This window comes from Ruegeria sp. Alg231-54 (assembly GCF_900143525.1).
Taxonomy (GTDB): domain Bacteria; phylum Pseudomonadota; class Alphaproteobacteria; order Rhodobacterales; family Rhodobacteraceae; genus Ruegeria.
Window position 1 is genome coordinate 561,032 of record NZ_FREZ01000001.1, and the last position, 18,599, is coordinate 579,630.

Here is an 18,599-nt window from a genome sequence, read left to right on the forward strand (position 1 = left end):
TTTGTACCGGAAGAGCCTAAACAACGACCATCCACGATGGCCGGGTTTTCCGTCGACTTCTGCGGATGGGAGGAGTGGTTTGACGAAGGAACCTAAGACCAAGAGGTAGGACGATCAGTTCCTCAGATCAGGTCTGATCAATTGCGCGGTCCCGTTTCTGCAACGCGCGGATACGCATCCGCTGGGCCGCATGAACATGGGCGCGCATCGCCAGCTCGGCTGCGTCGCCGTCGCGAGCCTGCAAGGCTTCCATCACACGGCGATGCTCACCCGCGGCATCGTCTGCGCGCTGACCATCCAGCATTTGGGACGGACCCAATATCAACAACGCCTTTTGCAACGATAACATCGACTTTGTGAGAAAGCGGTTTTTGGCGGCATCCAACAGCGTGGCGTGGAAAATACGGTTCAACTGAGCGGCCACCGGACCGGTGCCAGCCTCGGCAAGGCGATCGTTCAGGACATTAAGTTCATCCAGTTCCACATCCGAAGCCGCGCGTGCCGCCAACCGTGCCGCTGTTCCTTCAAGTACGGCGCGCATTTCATAAAGTTCCATGACTTCCGAATAACTCAGACTGCGAACCGTTGCGCCCAGCCTGGGGACATGCGTCACCAACCCATCCGTTTCGAGTTGCCGTATCGCTTCGCGCACAGGTGTTCGGCTGACGCCCAGTTTTTCGGACAGCTCGATCTCTCTCAGCCGTTCACCAGGTAACAAAACACCCTCGCGAATTTCATCCAGCAAGCGCTGATAAGCGGAATTCCCCTGCGGGCCGGTTTGATTAGGATCTTCTTGAGTTTTCATCATTCTCAATCTTGCATATTGGGTCGCTTTGTATACATTTGGATACATGCCTTAGTCAACGAAATCGGACACTATCCTTGACCGCCTCAAGCCTTCATTTGTCGCCGCTGATGCAACGGTCAGTCACGCTGATATTGGCTATGTTGGGAACTGCAGTTTTTTGGGCGTTGAACCTGCCGCTGCCCTTTCTGTTCGGGCCGATGTCAGCGTGTTTGATTGCAGCTTTGGCACACGCACCCATGCGGGATTTCGGGCAAATCTCGGTCGCGTCCAGAACCATTCTTGGCGTCGCGGTCGGGGCGTCGATCACACCCAGCCTGTTCGCCGAACTTCCAAAGATGGCTGCGTCCCTTCTGCTGATACCGGTATTTATCTTGCTGATTGCAATGGTTGGCGTGCCGTTCTTTCGAAAATTCTGGGGCTTTGACAAAAAAACTGCGTTTTTTGCGGCCATGCCGGGCGGGTTTCAGGACATGGTTATCTTTGGGGCCGAGGCCGGTGCCAATCCGCGAACCCTGTCTCTGATCCACGGGACGCGCGTTCTGATTATCGTCACCCTTGCCCCTTTATTTCTGACCTTGTTTTACGATGCAGAACTGACCAACCCACTGGGCGAACCTGCTTCGGCCCTACCCTTGCATGAGTTGATCCTCATGGCGATCGCAGCTTTTGTCGGCTGGAAAGGCGGAGAAAAGATCGGGCTTTTCGGTGCTTCGATTCTTGGGCCATTAATCCTGACGGCGGCTTTATCGCTTGGGGATTTCATCCATACCCGCCCCCCGCGCGAGGCGATCCTGTTCGCCCAGTTCTTCATCGGTTGCGGGATCGGCGTCAAGTTCGTCGGTGTCACCTGGTCGGAACTTAAACGCGTCGTGGCGGCTGGCTTCACCTATGTGATCTTGCTGGCCGTTCTGGCCGCTGCTTTTACGGCAGTGGTCACGGCGCTTGGGCTTGGCCGGCCGGTCGAAGCCTTCCTTGCCTTTGCACCCGGCGGTCAGGCAGAGATGACTGTGCTGGCCATCGTTTCGGGGGCGGATCTGGGATATGTTGTCACGCACCATCTGGCGCGCATTGTCGTCGTTATCATCGGCGCGCCAATCGCGGCCAACCTACTTCTGCGGTGGTCGAAATCAAGGGAATGACGAATTCTCGTTCAAGCGCGGCTGGATGAATGTTGATAGGGGATTGTGGCGGTGCTGTCAGACGAATTCGAACCAGTCTCAGTTTGCCGCGGAAACCGTGAAACTACCCGGAACAAAGTTGACGCCACTCGGCAAGAGCAGCGCTGCGCGTCAGCTTGAAAGTATCTCTGCTGGCTAGCGATCTTTCCTGGTTGAAGTGGTTGTAGACTTAGGAATGGACGGAGGTGAATTTCTGCAAATTTCGCATGCGCCTGAAACGTTGCATAGCGCGCTCTCTTCGTCGGAATGGCAGGTGCAAATTCTCAACGCGGTTGTTGAGCCACCTGCCCGTCTGTTGTTTTTCGAGAGCACCCAAATCTCTGAGCGCTGCTTTGTAGGATGGAAAATGGTCGGTCACGACCTCTTCGGCGCAACCGTGCCGTTTCATCAATTTCTTAAGGAATTTCAGTGCTGCAGCTTTGTTTCGGCGTTTGGTGACAACGGCTTCCAGCACCTCGCCCTCGTGATCAACAACCCGCCACAGATAGTTTCGCCTGCCATTCACCTTCACAAAGACCTCGTCGACGTGCCATTTCCATTTCGAGTATGCTTGCAATTGCTGAACTCGCTTTTATCTGATCTCGGAGGCAAACATCGGGCCGAACCTGTTCCACCAATATCGGACGGTTTCGTGGCTCACCTCAATTCCCCGTTCGTGCAACAAGTCTTCGACATTCCGAAGCGACAATGGGAACCGAACGTACAGCATGACTGCCAGACGAATGACCTCTGGACTGGTCTTGAAGTACTTGAATGGCGATTGTTTGATCATGCGCGAAGACTGCGAGAGCACCCTGCCCGCCTCAACCCAAGTTCTTCTGACAAGACCCTTCCGACACCTCGCCTTTGCGGCTTCCGGCGCGATTGTTTACTGCCAGGTAAGGCGGATGATCTCGGGACTGATTTTAAAATATTTGAAAGAGGCAGGTCTGGTCATGGGCAAAAGCTACGCAACACCCCTACCCTGCTAAAGCAAAGTTCTTCTGACAATTTCAAGCCAGCGTTTTCAAAATCTTCAATCGCGTTTCTTCTATCGTACAAGAGGTCTTAATATGGTTCCAATCGATCGGACCCAAGTGCTTTTGCAACTGCCTTTCAAGCACTCTCGTAGTCGCATCGGAAGCTGATTGAGGCCGTGTTTGAACGCGTCGTTTGAGTTCTCCCGGCGCCGCGGTTAACCAGATGCCTTCGAAGCGAACACAAGCATCTCGCGCGACCTGTTCGACTTCCTTCCTTCTGCCAGGGCGATCGTAAACGGCGTCGACCACCACCGCGCTCCCACCGCTCAAAAGTGAGCCGGCTCTCTGCGCCATTGAACCATAAACTTTATCCGAAGCCTCAGGCTCATAGGCATGATCCGGTAACTTGGTGTGTAGATCGCACCCGAACATTGCTTTGCGGGTCCTGTCACTTTCTATCACTCTTGCGCCGGGTGCAGATCCGATGGCAGTAGCAATTGCACTCGACATAGTCGACTTGCCGCTACCGCTGAACCCGCCGATCGCGACCAAGCGCGGCTTCGAGGCAGACAAGAGAGACATCGCCAGTTCGCAATAACTGCGGGCTTCTTGCCGCTTGTCGTTTGCGTCTTCGATGTGTGGGTCTTCGGATTGGGTCGCAAGGACATGCGCTCGGACCGCTGCTCGAAGAGCAATAAAAAACGGCAAACAAGAGTAACCGTCTTCTTCCTCTGTAATATCTAGATAGTGATTTACGACGAGGTTCGCGAACTGTCGTAAATCCCTGTGCCAAAGGTCCATAGCTAGGAAGGCGAGATCATAAAGAACGTCAACAGTCGCCAGTTGGTCATTGAAATCGATACAGTCGAAGAGTCTTGGGCGACCGCCGAAAAGGCAAATGTTTCGAAGATGAAGGTCACCATGGCACAGTCTAACACAACCACGCGCGGCGCGTTTGTCGAGGATAGGTGCCCTCTGCGTCAAATCCGCGTGAAAAGCCCCGTCAATTAGGTCAACTTCAGCCTTGGAAAACACCGAACTTTGCTGAAACCCCGCATGATTAATATCCAGGACGGCTTCGATATTTTCACGCCCATTGGCTTGGACTTTTTTTGCCAACTGATGAGCTTTGGCAATCGTCTTGGCCAGGACACTCATTACATTGGAGGTCAACTCTCCACGCACAGCCATTTGGTCCAGAATTGCATCTTGATCGAAGCGTACCATCTCAACAACTGAGTCAACAAACTCGCCCTGCCCGTCCAAATTCAACCCTGAGCTGCTTCGAGCAATATGCCGCACGCCGAGATAGATTTCGGGCGAAATGATTTTGTTAAGTTGCAACTCCTTTGCGCATGCCTCTGACCGAATTTCAGAAGTTGAGAAGTCTGCATAAGGCAAATAGACCGCCTTCTTGAGCTTGAATGCTCGATCTCCGGCAAGAAAAACGATTGATATATGTGTTTCGATAACGTCGATTTTTTTATTGATGCCGTACGTGGCTGGGTCCGACAGGAAAGCCACTACTTCGCTTTGGTCTTCAACAATCATCTTTGCCTCCGGCGACCAAGAAAAGTCTTTTTCGGTTCGGTGTTCATGGCACGTAGCTAAGCGGCTTGGGAGATTGAATGCTCTCCAGATACCCCGTCAGCGCGATGAGATTGGCGGGAACTTCTGTAGCCAAGCCATTTCCCGTATCAAATTTGACCGTGGAACCTTCGTTCAGCTCGGCGATAACTGGCATGTCCTCGCGTGGGTTCGTTGTTTTTAAATATCCATCCAAGATTGACATCACTTCTAGCATTGGCCAGACACCGCTTCTTCGGTCGGCAATCTTGGATAAGTCCGGCAGTCGTGTTTTCAAGGCTTTCGCTGCTGGCCCATTTCCTTGAGCATCAACGCCATGGCATTTGGCGCAGTGTGCGATGAATAGATCTTCGCCTTGTGTCGGAACTGTTTCCGCCGAACTCTGAAACGGATAAAACACGGAGCCAACCAGGATTACTGCCGTCAGTTTTTTCATAGTCTCAGCCCACCAAAACTGAGTCTTTTGCCCTTCAAGATTTGAAACATGGCAGTGTCCTTATGGGTACCAACTCCGCTTTTTTCGCAGACTTCGAAAACGGCTATTGGAGCGGACAGCAAAAAGCGAAAAACAGCTTCACCACTTAACATTCCAATCTTAGCATTCGTGTCCCGTCCGATTCCTTGATATAGGTCAGATGAAGATGGACAAAATTCGTTTGAAAGTTCACACCGTTTTCTTATTTGTAACCCGCTTTCAGAAAAAAGAACCGACGTTGCGCGCGCTCGAATGGTGGTTAAGCGAGATCTTTCAAACAGACTAGTACTTGCGTCGGACAGCGGGAAACGAACATACAGCATTACCGCCAGACGGATGATCTCACGGCTCGTTTTGAAATAGCGAAATGGGTCAGGTTTGGTCATCCTGTGAGGCTATGAAACCGCCCTGCCCGGCTCAAGCTGGTTTAGTCTGACAATGCCCATATCCGGATTGCCCTTGTTTCCAGGTGACCATTGCGGGTTTGAAGAAATCAGACGTCTTCCCACGGGAAGCTGTCCAACCGTTCACATCCGGTTTCCGTCACCAGAACCTGGGTTTCCAGCTTGACGCTTTCAGATCGCTTCTCTGCCATCAGGCTTTCGACGCAAATCACCATGCCGGGCTCGATCACGCCCGACATCGCGGTTTCATCGAAATCGACATGCAGCGGGATCACCGGCCATTCATCAGCCATCCCAACCCCGTGCGCTGCGAGCGAATACCGGTAATCGACATGCTGATCTGGGATGCGCCAGCTTTTCTCGTTGTATTCGGAAAAACTCATGCCCGGCTTCAGGATGTCCAGGTTGTGGTCGACCTGCTCAAGCGCCGTCGAGTAAATCCATCTCTGCGTGTTGGTCATCGGTGTAAAGCCGCAGGTCCAACTACGGCTGAGGTCGGCGCAATAGCCGTAGGGGCCGATCATGTCGGTATCGAACGAGATCATCTCACCCGCCTGACATTTCCGGTCAGAACATTCCTTGTACCATGGGTTGGTGTTCGGTCCGCAGGTCAAGAGTTTGGTTTCCAGCCAATCGCCACCAGACCGCGCATTTTCGAAATGCAGATGCCCCCATAGCTCGCGCTCGGTTGCGCCGGGAACCGAATGTTCGTAGATCCGCGCCATTCCGGCTTCGCAAACCCTGATCGTCCAACGCATCAACTCGATCTCCTCCGCCGACTTGATCGAACGGGCACGCTCGGTCAAGTCGGTGCCCTCGACATAGGTAAACCCCCGGGCCGCCAGCGCGTGCAGACCCGGGCCATCCAATTTGTCTGCTGCAAAACGCCGGTTGCCGCCGCCGTGCTGGTGCACAAGGTCGGCGATCTCATCCGCCCAGAGATTGACGCCTGCGGGAGCTTTGTCGCCCTTGGTCATGAACATCCAGGAGACGGCGGTGCGGATCTCGTCGATACCGGGCAGGCCGTCATTGAGGTGTTCGCAGCCCTTGAACTCCCACAATATCGCCGGCCCGTCCGCAAGGATCATCGCGTACCGCACCGGGTTGTGGCTGGTCCAGACCTGCATGTTCGAACTGTCGAACGCATAGCGGATGTTGATCGGATCATAGAGCAGAAGCCCGGCCACATCGCGTAACGCCATCTGTTCACGTAAGCGCCCCAAACGGTGGGCCCGGGCTTTGTCCAGCGTGTCCGGGCTGACCGGGCTGATCAGCGGTTTGTCGGCGCCTTCGCTGTTGAGATAGGTCAGCTTTCGGTCGTCTTTAAAAACGTTCTGGGTCTGGGTCATGCGGGCTTCTCTTCACGAAAGGCGGCTTGCAACACCTGGGTTGCAAGCCAGTGATAGGCTTTGTTGAAAACACTCCCCGGGTTGCAATGGAAACAACGCGGCTGCTTCAGTCGACCGTGCGCCCGTAGAAACCCAGCTGTTCCTCGGCGGAAAAGATGACGCCGGGCTTCTCGTAGTAGGAAAAGGTCGCAATCACCCGATCTTTGACCCCCTGAACCGGAACAACACGATGCGGGGTGTTGACGCCGCGAAAGACATTCAGCGCACCGGGTTCCGGCATAATCCGCTTGGTGTCAGGGTCTTTCCCGGCCAAAACGGCGGCGACACCTTCATAGGGTGCTGTCAGACTAATTCGAACTAGGCTCAGTTTGCCGCGGAAATCGCGAACTTATCCGGAACAAAGTTGACGCCACTCGCTAAGAGCGGCGGCGCGGGTCAGCTTGAAGGTGTCTCGACTGGCTAACGATCTTTCCTGGTTGAAGTGGTTGTAAACGGAAGAATGGATGGAGGCGAATTTCTGTAAACTTCGCATACGCCTGAAACGCAGCATGGCCCGTTCTCTTCGTCGGAAAGGCAGGTGCGAGTTCTCGACGCGGTTGTTGAGCCACCTGCCCGTCCTTTGTTTTTCGAGTGCATCCAGTTCTTTGAGCGCRGCTCTGTATGAGGCGAAGCGATCCGTCACGACGGTTTCCGCTTTGCCGTGTCGCTTCATTAACTTCTTGAGGAATTTCAGTGCTGCAGCCTTGTTTCGGCGTTTGGTGACAACGGCTTCCAGCACCTCGCCTTCATGATCAACAGCCCGCCAAAGATAGTGCCGCTTGCCATTCACCTTCACGAAAACCTCGTCCACGTGCCACTTCCATTTGGAGAATGCGCGCAGCTGCTGAACACGCTTCCGTCTGATCTCAGCAGCAAACATCGGGCCAAACCTGTTCCACCAATATCGGATAGTTTCGTGGCTCACGTCGATGCCTCTCTCGTGCAGCAGATCTTCGACATTCCGAAGCGAGAGCGGGAAACGGATGTACAGCATCACCGCAAGGCGGATGATCTCGGGACTGGTTTTAAAGTATTTGAATGAGGCAGGTCTGGTCATGGGCAAAAGCTACGCAACTGCCCTGCCCCGCTCAAGCAAAGTTCTTCTGACAAGACCCTCTGAACGGCTTAATTGCAAACCGACAATTTGCCGTTCGCGCGATCACCGTCAATCGCCCTCGAATTCCCTGCAATTTCCCTGCTGATCCACGCAGGGAAAAGCGCTTCACAGCATTGAAATTGAACGGGAATTTCCGACTAAGGCCTCTAAAAACGGCGGCATTTGTAGAAATTCCCTGAAAATTCCCTGCGAGCAGGGAAATCCAAAGACAAAACCGACACCCGTGTTGCGGCCACCGGAGACCCATCGCCGGAATTCCACATATCACTGCTATGCGCACCGTCTCCGACGTCCCGAACGCCGCGCAAGCGCCGGAAAATACGGGCCAAAATCGGGTACATTCTTGATATATTTCAATAGGTTATATGGGTGGCGGAGAGACAGGGATTCGAACCCTGGAGACGGTCTCCCGCCTACACACTTTCCAGGCGTGCGCCTTCGACCACTCGGCCACCTCTCCGTGCCGGCGTTTTTTGAACTATCGCCGGGGGATTTGCAAGGCCCCATTGAGGTGAAATTTCACTGAAATCGAAAGCCTTGCAAAGGCGATTAAATCTCGTCGCCGTCACCATCTGCCAAATCGCCCTCAGTCATCGCGACAGGATCAGTGGATGGTTTTGCGGACGTTGTTTCGTCGGTGTTCTTGCTGGGTTGGGCTTCGCTGCCCTGCAACGCCTCGGGGTTTCGCAACCAGACATCGCGTTGTGCAAATGGGATTTCGATCCCTTCTTCGACAAAGCGCCGGTTGATATCGTGGTTCATATCGGATTTGACCGACAACACCCAGTTTACATCTCGTAGGATGGCCCGGATTTCAAAGTCCAGCGAATCTGCGCCAAACCCCTGGAACACCACACTGGGGGCTGGATTCGCCAAAACCATCGGGTGTGAATTCGCGATTTCGCCCAGAATCTTCTCTACCATTCGGGTATCAGTCCCATAGGCAACCCCGACCGGTACAATCACCCGCCCGATCGTATTGCCGCGTGTATAGTTCGTGACAACGCCGCTGATCAGATCCGAGTTCGGAACGATCACATCCGTTCGGTCAAACGTCTCGATCCGCGTGGACCGGACCGAGATATCACGGACGTACCCCATCATCCCATTCACGTCGATCCAATCCCCTTTCGAGATTGGGCGTTCGACCAACAGGATAATGCCCGACACAAAATTCGACACGATGGTCTGCAGACCAAAGCCGATCCCCACCGACAACGCACCGGCAACAATAGCCAGCGATGACAGGTTGAAACCGGCAATCGTAATCGCAATCAGCGCGGCCAGGAAAATACCGACATATCCGGTGCCCGACACAATCGCGTTTTGCCCGCCCGGATCAATACTGGTCTTTGGCAGCAGAGAATTGCGCAGCCCGCTTTGTAGCATCCGCGTCAGGCCATAGCCGATGGCAAATATGACAAGGAAGGTAAAGAAGTTGCTGGGCGAGATGGTTACCCCGCCAATGTCAAACCCCTGCAGCAGGCGCGACCAGACTTCCTGCAGGTCGGTTTGACGCGCACCCCAATACAGCGCGAGCACGGGCATAGCCACAATGGCCATTGCAAAGCCGATGAGAACCGAAAACAGCGAGTCCTTGGCCTTATCGCCCTGCCCGCCAAGCCAGCCGTAAACAGACGTCAGGAAGCGTTGGACGATGACCAGCGCTGCAATAAGAACCAATGAACGCACGGCCGGGAAAACGATTGCCTCAGCCGCATTCGTATACCCCAGCATCGCTAAAATCGGGCTGGCGATCCCCAGGAAGAACAAAGCGCGTCGAATGAACTCGACCAGTTGGCTGAACCCGGCAGCGCGGGCCGTTTCGGACGGCTCACCTGCATCGACCGGGACATCAACACTGCGGACGCGACGGACGCGAAGAAGAAGCAAAGCTGTTGCGACGATGACCGGAAAGGCGACGACGGCGCGCGTCGCATCCGAGATATTTTCGATCTGATCGAACAGGTTCACCAGTTCATGCAGGATCAGGAGCCCGGCAAGAAAATCGAGGTAGACGCGTAACTCAGTGACTTTCTGGCGGGACAGTTTTTTGAACCCCTGCGCCGCTTGCAGCACGTAAACCTGTCGGCCAATCCAGTCATAATAAAGGATGATCGCCGCCCAATAGGGCACGTTTTCCATCAACAGCGTCCCGCGCAGCCCCAGGACACCTGTCATCACAACCGCCTGAACCAGAAGCCAGACGCCGAACCAGGGGAGGATAATACGCAGCAACGAGGTCAGGAACGTCCATACGCCACTTCCCTGCCCCCCAAGTGCTCGCAGACGCGCACCTGCGGCTTCCGACCAGCGCTTACCGTAAAACAGCAGCACGCCGGCGACGAAAACCAAGGCCAGAATTCCCAGCCCACGGGACCGCAATCGTTCATGCACCACGTCAGTTTTCAGGTTCCGACGCGCTTCGTTGAACAACGCTTGCGCAGCTTCGTTCACATCAACCCAAGCCGGTCGCCAGTAGGAGGGGTTCAGCGGCGACGGTCCGCGCTCTAAAAGCTCTTTCGCCTGACGGTCCCGCAAAAGTTTATCTATCTCGGATATCAGACCATTGGCCCGGCTGAATGCCTCTTCTGAGATGATCTGCGGGACGCGCAAACTGTTCAGCTGCTCGTTTAGGTGCTTTCGTAGTGTGGCAATGTCTTCCGGTTCGGTGGCGTCGCCCTCGGGCGCAGCACCAAGAGCCTTGATCTGATTTTCAAGCGTCTGGATGCGTTCGGTGTTTGCACCGCGTGCCCGATTGAAATCATCTCTATAGCCGTTGATCTCTGAGCGCAGGTTTTCGAGCGAAGCGTTCGACGCACGATCGGCCTCGATTACCGTCTCGGCACGGTCCGCCGTTTTGACCCAGCCTTGATAGTATTCGCTTTGACGATCTGTAAGCTGCGCGGCAGCGGGGCCGCAAACTATCGCAAAACAAACCGCAACAAGGGTCAGGAACAGGCGAACACGCCGCAGCATCACACGTCCTCAAAAACGCCGGGGATACTGCGTGGAGCTTCGGTCATCCAGTCCGGGACAGGCAATTCCTTTTCACGCAGAAAGTCCGGGTTGAACAGCTTGGACTGATAGCGAGTTCCGTAGTCACACAGGATGGTCACGATGGTGTGGCCCGGTCCCAGATCTTTGGCCAGACGTACCGCACCAGCCATGTTAATGGCGGTTGAACCGCCCATGACCAGGCCTTCATCGCGCAGCAGATCAAAGATGTAAGGCAGCGCCTCGTTATCCGTCATCTGATAAGCAAAGTCAGGTTTGAACCCCTCAAGGTTCTTGGTGATACGCACCTGACCGATGCCTTCGGCGATCGAGCCGCCCTCCATCGCGATTTCGCCGGTGGTGTAATACGAATACAGCCCAGCCCCCATCGGATCGACCAGACCGATCTTGACGCCTTTGGGCTGCAACGCGTCCGCTACGCCCGCCAATGTACCGCCCGAGCCCACGGCACAGACGAACCCGTCAACTTTGCCATCGGTCTGTTCCCAGATTTCGGGACCGGTCGTTTCCACATGCGCCTGACGGTTCGCAACATTGTCGAACTGGTTGGCCCAGATCGCGCCGTTGGGCTCGGTCTGCGCCAGTTCTTCGGCCAAACGACGGGAATAGTGTACGAAATTGTTGGGGTTGCGATACGGTGCGGCCGGAACCTGAACCAGCTGAGCCCCAGCTAGTCGCAGCATGTCCTTTTTCTCTTCGGACTGCGTTTCCGGGATGACGATGACGGTCTTGAACCCCATCGACGCACCAACAAGCGCCAGACCGATCCCGGTGTTACCCGCTGTACCTTCGACAATGGTGCCGCCCGGTTTCAGGTCGCCACGCGCAATGGCATCGCGGATGATGTAGAGCGCCGCACGATCCTTGACCGACTGGCCGGGGTTCATGAATTCGGCCTTGCCGAGAATCTCGCACCCGGTCTCTTCGCTGATGCGACGCAGGCGGATCAGCGGGGTTTTTCCGACTGCGTCGGCAAGGTCTCGTGCAATGCGCATGGCGCCCTCATTTCATTTCGGATCAACGCAGATTTACCTGTGGTGCGCGATGACCACAAGCGGCGAAAATCATCCGCGCAGGCGCTCACGGTGACGTGCAAGCCAATGGGCCACCGCCAAAAGCGGCAAATCCTTGAACCCATGACTGTCGACCTTGTCTAAGAAATCACTGAAAGGCAGAATCTGGGTTCGGATATCCTCACCTTCCGTTGCCAACCCACCATCTTCGATGGTCTTGGTCAGATCAGCCAGCCCGACATAAAGGTATAGAAATTCAGTCGATGACCCGCTGGAGGAATACGCGCCGCCTGCATATTCCAGCCGGTTCAGCGCAATCTGGGCTTCTTCTTCGGACTCGCGCAGGGCCGCCTGTTCCGGCGTTTCGCCTGGGTCGATCATTCCGGCGACCGGCTCCCACATCCAGGGTTCAGGATCCTCAGCCAGAAAGATCGGTGCCCTGAATTGTTCGACCAACAGCACCGTGTCGCGCACAGGATCATATGGCAGGACGATCACGGCGCTGCCCTGCATCAGGCTGCTGCGGTTCAGAACTTTGCCCATCGCGCCATCGTACTGGCGATGCTGCAACGCGACTTCTTCCATCCCGAAATAATTGACATATGCCGGTTTGCGGTCGTGCACGATGACGTCATTGGCGGTGTCTCGTGCATCGCCTGTCGTACGTTGACGCGCAGCCAGCTTCGCCCATGCACGCGTCCGGATCGACGGAAAGCTGCGCGCAATCAGTTCCGCATCGATCTTGCCGTAAAACCCCATAACCTCTTGCGCGGCGAGCATTGTCATCGCGCCCCACTCATCCAGCCACCCCTGCAGTGACCACACGTGGGCGCGGTTCCAAAGCCCTGGCTCAGGGTAGAACACAAGGGCTTGCGATTTCGCCCCGTCGACCAGATCAACTGTCTGCTCCCGCAGGTCGTAATCAAAGCCACCCTCGTAGAAGACTAAACGGTTCTGATCTTCTTCACTCAATCCCCGGAGCAACAACCCTTTAGCCAGACCGCCTTCCTCATGAATAATCATGGGAAAGGCCTGATCCTGCACGCTATGGACTACATGATCTTTCAGGGTGGCCTGGGCAAATTCAAGTTTGGACGCTGGACGTCCCAAGACAAGCTCCAGCAAAGGCAAGTGCCGCAGCGTGCCATAAAAGAACAGATCTGACACTGTTGGGTTCTTTCGTACTTTAAGTTGTTAGCTCACCGCCACCGGCGGGCCGCTTCCTCGGTGACCAGCCCAGTGACCAAAGCCCCAATGACCAAAGTCCACAAAATTTCGGGCACCACAAGTTGCTGGCCATATTCAACGCCGATTTTAAAGATAGAGATCAGCGCCTCGAACGGGCCGTCATAACGATGGCGCATTGCCAGGCGAAACATTTCGTTGACACCCTGAACAAACAGTCCCCAGAACACCAGCGCCACTATTCCGGTCAATCCATTGTTGATTGCTGCAGTCCAGCCCCTACCGGCACGTTTGCCCATGATCCACCATCCGCAAATCACGCCCAAAGCCATGTTCACGTAAGTAAACATCCCGTAGTTCTTACCTTCATCACCGTTTTCGATGACCATACTCGAAACTAAGAACGCCACGATCAATAGGCATAAGCCAGAAACAAGCTTGGGGGCAGTGGGCATTTCTGAAGTCCGTTCCTTAACTCGGTTTCGCTATAGTGATCTGTGTCACATCGCAATTACCGGTGTCAAAGGCTGCTCCGCAGGCGGTCAAATAATAATTCCACATGCGGCGAAAACGCTCATCAAAGCCCATTTCCGAGATTTCGTCCCACTTGCCGTTGAACGTGTCATACCAGCGGCGCAGGGTCAGGTCATAGCTTTTACCGAATTCTTTCGAATTGACGACTTTCAAACCCGCCTGAGCAACTTGTTCCTTCAAAATGGACGGCGCCGGAAGCATGCCGCCCGGGAAAATATATTTCTGAATGAAATCAATACCGTTACGATATACATCCCATCTATGATCCGCGACTGTGATAATTTGCAACGTCGCTTGCGCCCCGGGTTTTAATCGCTCACGCACAGTGTCGAAATACACAGGCCAGTACTTTTGACCTACCGCTTCGAACATCTCGATCGATGCGATTCCGTCATACTGGCCACGTTCATCCCGGTAATCCTGCAATTTGAATTCGACAAAATCTGAAAGCCCAGCACTTTCAATACGCTGCCTCGCAAACTTCAACTGCTCTTGACTGATCGTCAAACCTGTGACCCGCAGGCCACGCTCTTTCGCAGCGTATTCAGCGAACCCACCCCAGCCGCAGCCAATCTCAAGAATATGATCTCCGGGTTTTGCACCCATTTCATCGACCATGCTGGCATATTTTGCGGTTTGCGCCTTTTCCAGACTTTCCTGCCCTGTTTCGAATAGTGCGCTGGAATAGGTCATCGTGTCATCAAGCCACAAACGATAGAAATCATTGCCCAGATCATAATGGTACGAGATGTTCTTTTTGGCCTGTGTCCGGTTATTGCGGTGCAACCAGAACCGCAGCCGCTCATACATCTGCACAAGGACTTTGCCGGTGAAATCGTCGTAGACCGTTTCATTACCCATATGCACGAGGTCCATAAAGGATCGCAGGTCCGGCGTGCTCCAGTCACCTTCCAGATATGCGTCGGAAAAACCGAGTTCACCTTCACGGACCAGGCGGGCAAAAACGTCTGGATTGTGGATATCCACACGTGCAACCGGCCCGGGTTTGGTGCCCTCGGTTCGGAATACACGACCATCCGGCAGTCCGATGTCCAATCGGCCAGACTGCATCCGGCTAACCATTTTGAATACTTGCGCAAAGTATCTGGGCAGGTCTTTCTGCCCTTCGGTGGTCATCAAAGTCATCCGCTCTCCTCTGTGCGGCCGCGCAAACAGGCTAGGCCGAGTTTGTGTTTGTGGCAAGTTTTCAATTCGTTACTGGTTTTTTCGGCCCTCATAGGCCGCCAATGCACGCGCCCGACCGGCTGCCAAAGTGACACCGGGTTGCGGGTATGGGTCCTGTGGGCTGAGGTTCCATGACTTCGGAACCGCATCAAAATACGCCAGTGCTGTTGCCGATGGCTTGGCCTGCTCCTCGGCAATCCATTGCCGAACGAAGTCCGATTGCGGATCGAACTTTTCCTGCTGTGTTTGCGGATTGAAGATGCGAAAGAAAGGCGAGGCATCCGGCCCCGACCCTGCAACCCATTGCCAGCCCATCGCGTTTGCCGCCGGATCCCAGTCGACCAGACAATCCGCGAACCAATCCATGCCAATTTTCCAATGCGTCATCAGATGCTTGGTCAGGTAACTCGCCACGATCATCCGGGCCCGATTGTGCATTCGCCCTGTCACATACATCTGCCGTAACCCCGCATCGACGCCCGGAACGCCGGTTTTCGCCTGCTTCCAGGCGAGAACTTCGGGCTGGTCCGCATCAGTACTCCAGGGAAATCTATTCCACTCAGGCTTCCAATTACCGCTGAGCAAGGATGGAGTGTGATACATCAACTGATAAGCAAATTCGCGCCAGACCAATTGGCGCAAATAGGGTTCGCCCCCCTGAACTCCCGTCATTCCGGCCCGCTGAACTGCGTGCCAGACACTGCGCGGGCCAATTTCACCTAAAGACAGATACTCGGACAGGTTAGATGTTCCGTCCAAGTCCATACGATCCCGGTGATCTGAATAGTCGGCGATGCGGTCCAGAAATTGATGCAACGCCTCAAATGCTGCGGTTTCGCCCGGTCGGACATGGGGTGTGACCACGGATGCTCCGCGGCGCATCTGCGCGCCCAGATGCCAATCCTCAAGATTTTCAGAAACGGGCCACATCGCGGGCGGTATGAGATGAGACACAGCGTTGTTTGGGGCCGGAACATCCCGGCTGCGCACTGAACGCCACATTGGAGTGAACACACGGAACGGCTGCCCTGTTTTCGTCGCCACTGTCCAAGGTTCGAACAAAAGATGGCCGGCGAAGGATTTAACCGTGACACTTTGGTCGGTCAGAGCCGTCTTGATCTTCGTATCTCTGGCAATGGCGTCCGGGTCATATGCGCGGGTCCAAAACACACCGCTTGCGCCGGTTTCGACGACCAGTTGCTGCAGAACGCTCAGCGCATCCCCATGCCGCAGGATCAGGCGGCTGCCAGCCTGTTCCAGCGCCTGGGCAAAAGCATTAAGGCCCAATCCAAGACGCCATTTTGGCGCTGCGCCCAAAGCCTGGACCGTGTGGTCCAGAATGAAAACTGGTATGATCGGTTGCCCGCTCTCAACCGCGGCGCTCAGTGCAGGGTGATCCGACAGGCGCAAATCCCGTCGGAACCACATTATGATCGGTGACCGCTGCTGTTCCATGTCCGCCCTGCTCTTTTCTTCTTTCTTCGGTTACGAAGCAGAGCGGGAATTGGATCACAAAACGTCGTCTAGTGCATTCAAAAGCTGATCAATTTCCTGTTGAGACGTATAGTGCGTGAAACTGACCCGCAGCACGCCCTGATCCGGATCGACGCCCATAGCCGTCAACGGGCGCACAGCATAGAAATCACCCCCACCAGCCATAATACCATATCCAGTCAGATCCGCGGCAACCGCTTCGGCATTGCGGTTCAGCGCCAGGGCCACAGTCGGCGCGCGATGGCTGGCATCGGATGTTCCGATCAGGCGAACGGCGTTGCGGTCTTTGACCGCATCCAGAAGCGGTTGCAGCAATGCGACCTCATGCGAGCGCATCAGATCATGGGCGAATGAACCACGCTCGGCCGCTTCTCCGGTTGGCCCGCTATGATGGTCGCACAGCAGATCAACATAGTCTGCCATGCCCGCGCTGGCCGCAATCTGGGCATGGTCCGGCCCCGCCGGAGTAAACCGTTGGTACAGCACGTCGCCGTTGAAGTAGTGCCCCTGGTTCGGCAGCATCTCCCCCAACGTACGCCGGATGACCATACAACCCTGATGCGGTCCGTATGTTTTGTAGGCCGAAAACAGATAGATATCCGGCCCCAGATCACCCACGTTCGGAAACCCGTGTGGTGCGTAAGACACGCCATCCACGCATACAAATGCCCCCGCTGCATGGGCAATCGCGGTGATCTCGGTAACCGGGTTGATCTCTCCGATCACGTTCGAGCAATGGGGAAAGCACACCAGACGCACGTTTCCATCCAATAGGTTTTCCAGATCCATCGGCTTCAACGACCCTGTTTCGGGATCAATCTGCCATTCGCGGATTTCGATTCCCTCGTCCGCTAGTCGCCGCCACGGACCTGAATTTGCCTCATGATCCTGATTGGTGACAATGATGGCCTCGCCCGGTTGCATCCATTGGCGGAAAGCTTGCGCCAGAACATAGGTGTTCTGCGTAGTCGAAGGGCCAAAGCTCAGCTCATCCGTCTCAACGCCCAATATGGCTGCCATGCGTGCCCGGGCTTCGTCCATTTCCTCGCCGGCAAGGCGGCTGGCCTCATAGGGTGCATAGGGTTGCACTTTTCGCTGGGTATAATACCGCGTCAGGCGGTCGAGAACCGGCTTGCAAGTGTATGACCCACCAGCGTTTTCGAAGAATGCCTGCTCTTGCAGGCTGGGCTCGTAAAAGGCCGGAAACTGTGACCGGACAAAATTGATATCCAGAGTGCTCATGGCACGTCTCTCCTTGATCATGCGCGTTCATTCTAGAGGCGTCCGAGCATGATTTCGAAACCCTCAGAAATCATGGCAGGTCTTCCAGCCCAGTCCGCGCGATAGGCGCAGACAGCCCCCGCTACCGGTCCGGCGCGAGAACGCGGTCAAATTGCAAGGACTGAAATGGTTCGTCAAGCATTCAGTTTTGCTAAACGCGCACAAAAAAGCCGGGCATCCAAGCCCGGCTTTTTAAGCAAACTGTAAAGCGGTTTAGCCCTGAACTTTGGTGTAGGTCCCCTCACCGGCCAAAATACCCCGGAACCCGCCCGGTTCGTCCAGCCCGAAGACAATCAGCGGTAGATTGTTGTCGCGCGCCAGTGCAATGGCCGACGCGTCCATGACCCGCAGGCGTTTGGCCAGAACATCATCATAGCTGACGGTGTCGTACCGCACGGCATCCGCGTGTTCCTTGGGGTCCTTATCGTAAACACCATCGACGCCGTTCTTACCCATGAAGATCGCCTGACATGCCATTTCGTTGGCCCGAAGGGTCGCGGCGGTGTCGGTGGTGAAATACGGGTTTCCGGTTCCGGCGGCAAAGATACAGACCCGTTTTTTCTCAAGGTGACGCACGGCACGGCGGCGAATGTAGGGCTCGCAAACCTCATCCATGCGGATGGCCGAGATAACCCGAGTGAAAACGCCGATCTCTTCCAGCGCGGACTGCATTCCCAGCGCGTTCATGACCGTTGCCAGCATGCCCATGTAATCAGCCGTAGTCCGTTCCATCCCCTGTGCCGATCCGCTGAGACCGCGGAAGATATTGCCACCGCCAATCACCATGCAGATCTCAACACCCAGATCGTGCACCGATTTGATCTCTTGCGCGATGCGCTGAACTGTGGGCGGATGCAGGCCGAACCCCTGATCTCCCATAAGCGCCTCGCCCGAGATTTTCAGCATTACGCGATCATACCTTGCCTTTGTGGTTTCGGCGGTGTCGGTGGTCGGGGAAATGGTCATGTTGCGC

The 18,599-nt window shown here is 55.2% G+C and carries 15 protein-coding genes, 1 tRNA gene and 2 pseudogenes; 1 reads left to right on the forward strand and 17 read right to left on the reverse strand.

Annotation, left to right across the window (positions count from 1 at the left end):
- Positions 1-127: 127 nt before the first annotated feature.
- Positions 128-805 (reverse strand): GntR family transcriptional regulator, encoded by a 678-nt coding sequence (locus DHN12_RS02860; protein WP_108859089.1) that lies wholly within the window; start codon positions 803-805, stop codon positions 128-130.
- Between the two features lie 110 nt (positions 806-915).
- On the opposite strand from DHN12_RS02860, the gene DHN12_RS02865 reads away from it, so the two are divergent.
- Entirely contained in the window at positions 916-1,947 is a 1,032-nt protein-coding gene (locus DHN12_RS02865) for an AbrB family transcriptional regulator (RefSeq protein ID WP_108858791.1), read from the forward strand.
- 103 nt (positions 1,948-2,050) lie between these two features.
- On the opposite strand, the pseudogene DHN12_RS02875 reads toward DHN12_RS02865, so the two are convergent.
- The 16 genes and pseudogenes from DHN12_RS02875 to pyrH form a co-directional block, all read right to left on the reverse strand.
- A pseudogene (locus tag DHN12_RS02875) lies at positions 2,051-2,758 on the reverse strand (IS6 family transposase).
- Positions 2,759-2,978: 220 nt separating this feature from the next.
- Positions 2,979-4,496, reverse strand: a complete 1,518-nt coding sequence (locus DHN12_RS02880) for a bifunctional aminoglycoside phosphotransferase/ATP-binding protein (protein WP_108858792.1) — start codon at positions 4,494-4,496, stop codon at positions 2,979-2,981.
- A 43-nt stretch (positions 4,497-4,539) separates the two neighbouring features.
- Positions 4,540-4,968 (reverse strand): cytochrome c, encoded by a 429-nt coding sequence (locus DHN12_RS02885; RefSeq protein WP_108858793.1) that lies wholly within the window; start codon positions 4,966-4,968, stop codon positions 4,540-4,542.
- A 335-nt stretch (positions 4,969-5,303) separates the two neighbouring features.
- A pseudogene (locus DHN12_RS02890) lies at positions 5,304-5,393 on the reverse strand (IS6 family transposase); the annotation flags it as partial.
- Between the two features lie 107 nt (positions 5,394-5,500).
- Complete coding sequence (locus DHN12_RS02895; RefSeq protein WP_108858794.1) at positions 5,501-6,760, reverse strand: Xaa-Pro peptidase family protein; 1,260 nt, start codon at positions 6,758-6,760, stop codon at positions 5,501-5,503.
- Between the two features lie 106 nt (positions 6,761-6,866).
- Complete coding sequence (locus DHN12_RS24340) at positions 6,867-7,040, reverse strand: hypothetical protein (RefSeq protein WP_159089953.1); 174 nt, start codon at positions 7,038-7,040, stop codon at positions 6,867-6,869.
- Between the two features lie 108 nt (positions 7,041-7,148).
- Positions 7,149-7,856: an IS6 family transposase gene (locus tag DHN12_RS02900; protein WP_058271332.1), complete on the reverse strand. Its 708-nt coding sequence runs from the start codon at positions 7,854-7,856 to the stop codon at positions 7,149-7,151.
- 430 nt (positions 7,857-8,286) lie between these two features.
- Positions 8,287-8,376: transfer RNA gene (locus DHN12_RS02905), tRNA-Ser, on the reverse strand.
- A gap of 89 nt (positions 8,377-8,465) precedes the next feature.
- A complete protein-coding gene (locus tag DHN12_RS02910) occupies positions 8,466-10,895 on the reverse strand; it encodes a DUF3772 domain-containing protein (RefSeq protein WP_108858795.1) in 2,430 nt (809 codons plus the stop codon).
- The gene (locus DHN12_RS02915; RefSeq protein ID WP_108858796.1) at positions 10,895-11,929 is read right to left on the reverse strand and encodes a cysteine synthase A; all 1,035 of its coding nucleotides are present in this window, start codon (positions 11,927-11,929) and stop codon (positions 10,895-10,897) included. Before DHN12_RS02915 ends, DHN12_RS02910 begins: the two co-directional genes overlap by 1 nt.
- 69 nt (positions 11,930-11,998) lie before the next feature.
- On the reverse strand, positions 11,999-13,114 hold the full coding sequence (locus tag DHN12_RS02920) for an NUDIX domain-containing protein (protein WP_108858797.1): 1,116 nt from the start codon (positions 13,112-13,114) through the stop codon (positions 11,999-12,001).
- Positions 13,115-13,146: 32 nt separating this feature from the next.
- Positions 13,147-13,587 carry a TrgA family protein gene (locus DHN12_RS02925; RefSeq protein WP_108858798.1) on the reverse strand — a complete coding sequence of 147 codons (441 nt, stop codon included), beginning with the start codon at positions 13,585-13,587 and terminating at the stop codon, positions 13,147-13,149.
- A gap of 16 nt (positions 13,588-13,603) precedes the next feature.
- Positions 13,604-14,812: a cyclopropane-fatty-acyl-phospholipid synthase family protein gene (locus tag DHN12_RS02930; RefSeq protein WP_108858799.1), complete on the reverse strand. Its 1,209-nt coding sequence runs from the start codon at positions 14,810-14,812 to the stop codon at positions 13,604-13,606.
- Positions 14,813-14,881: 69 nt separating this feature from the next.
- The gene (locus DHN12_RS02935) at positions 14,882-16,306 is read right to left on the reverse strand and encodes a deoxyribodipyrimidine photo-lyase (RefSeq protein ID WP_108858800.1); all 1,425 of its coding nucleotides are present in this window, start codon (positions 16,304-16,306) and stop codon (positions 14,882-14,884) included.
- A gap of 54 nt (positions 16,307-16,360) precedes the next feature.
- Positions 16,361-17,587 carry an aminotransferase class V-fold PLP-dependent enzyme gene (locus tag DHN12_RS02940; RefSeq protein WP_108858801.1) on the reverse strand — a complete coding sequence of 409 codons (1,227 nt, stop codon included), beginning with the start codon at positions 17,585-17,587 and terminating at the stop codon, positions 16,361-16,363.
- 252 nt (positions 17,588-17,839) lie between these two features.
- Positions 17,840-18,592 (reverse strand): UMP kinase, encoded by a 753-nt coding sequence (gene pyrH, locus DHN12_RS02945; protein ID WP_058273777.1) that lies wholly within the window; start codon positions 18,590-18,592, stop codon positions 17,840-17,842.
- Positions 18,593-18,599: the final 7 nt, after the last annotated feature.

What these genes read in the sequence shown, in the direction of transcription:
- DHN12_RS02915 (WP_108858796.1), bottom strand. Translation starts at nt 11,929, where the DNA reads ATGCGCATTGCACGAGACCTTGCCGACGCAGTCGGAAAAACCCCGCTG.
- DHN12_RS02930 (WP_108858799.1), bottom strand. Translation starts at nt 14,812, where the DNA reads ATGACTTTGATGACCACCGAAGGGCAGAAAGACCTGCCCAGATACTTT.
- DHN12_RS02860 (WP_108859089.1), bottom strand. Translation starts at nt 805, where the DNA reads ATGAAAACTCAAGAAGATCCTAATCAAACCGGCCCGCAGGGGAATTCC.
- DHN12_RS02935 (WP_108858800.1), bottom strand. Translation starts at nt 16,306, where the DNA reads ATGGAACAGCAGCGGTCACCGATCATAATGTGGTTCCGACGGGATTTG.
- DHN12_RS02940 (WP_108858801.1), bottom strand. Translation starts at nt 17,587, where the DNA reads ATGAGCACTCTGGATATCAATTTTGTCCGGTCACAGTTTCCGGCCTTT.
- DHN12_RS02910 (WP_108858795.1), bottom strand. Translation starts at nt 10,895, where the DNA reads ATGCTGCGGCGTGTTCGCCTGTTCCTGACCCTTGTTGCGGTTTGTTTT.
- DHN12_RS02865 (WP_108858791.1), top strand. Translation starts at nt 916, where the DNA reads ATGCAACGGTCAGTCACGCTGATATTGGCTATGTTGGGAACTGCAGTT.
- DHN12_RS02885 (WP_108858793.1), bottom strand. Translation starts at nt 4,968, where the DNA reads ATGAAAAAACTGACGGCAGTAATCCTGGTTGGCTCCGTGTTTTATCCG.
- DHN12_RS02925 (WP_108858798.1), bottom strand. Translation starts at nt 13,587, where the DNA reads ATGCCCACTGCCCCCAAGCTTGTTTCTGGCTTATGCCTATTGATCGTG.
- pyrH (WP_058273777.1), bottom strand. Translation starts at nt 18,592, where the DNA reads ATGACCATTTCCCCGACCACCGACACCGCCGAAACCACAAAGGCAAGG.
- DHN12_RS02880 (WP_108858792.1), bottom strand. Translation starts at nt 4,496, where the DNA reads ATGATTGTTGAAGACCAAAGCGAAGTAGTGGCTTTCCTGTCGGACCCA.
- DHN12_RS24340 (WP_159089953.1), bottom strand. Translation starts at nt 7,040, where the DNA reads ATGCCGGAACCCGGTGCGCTGAATGTCTTTCGCGGCGTCAACACCCCG.
- DHN12_RS02895 (WP_108858794.1), bottom strand. Translation starts at nt 6,760, where the DNA reads ATGACCCAGACCCAGAACGTTTTTAAAGACGACCGAAAGCTGACCTAT.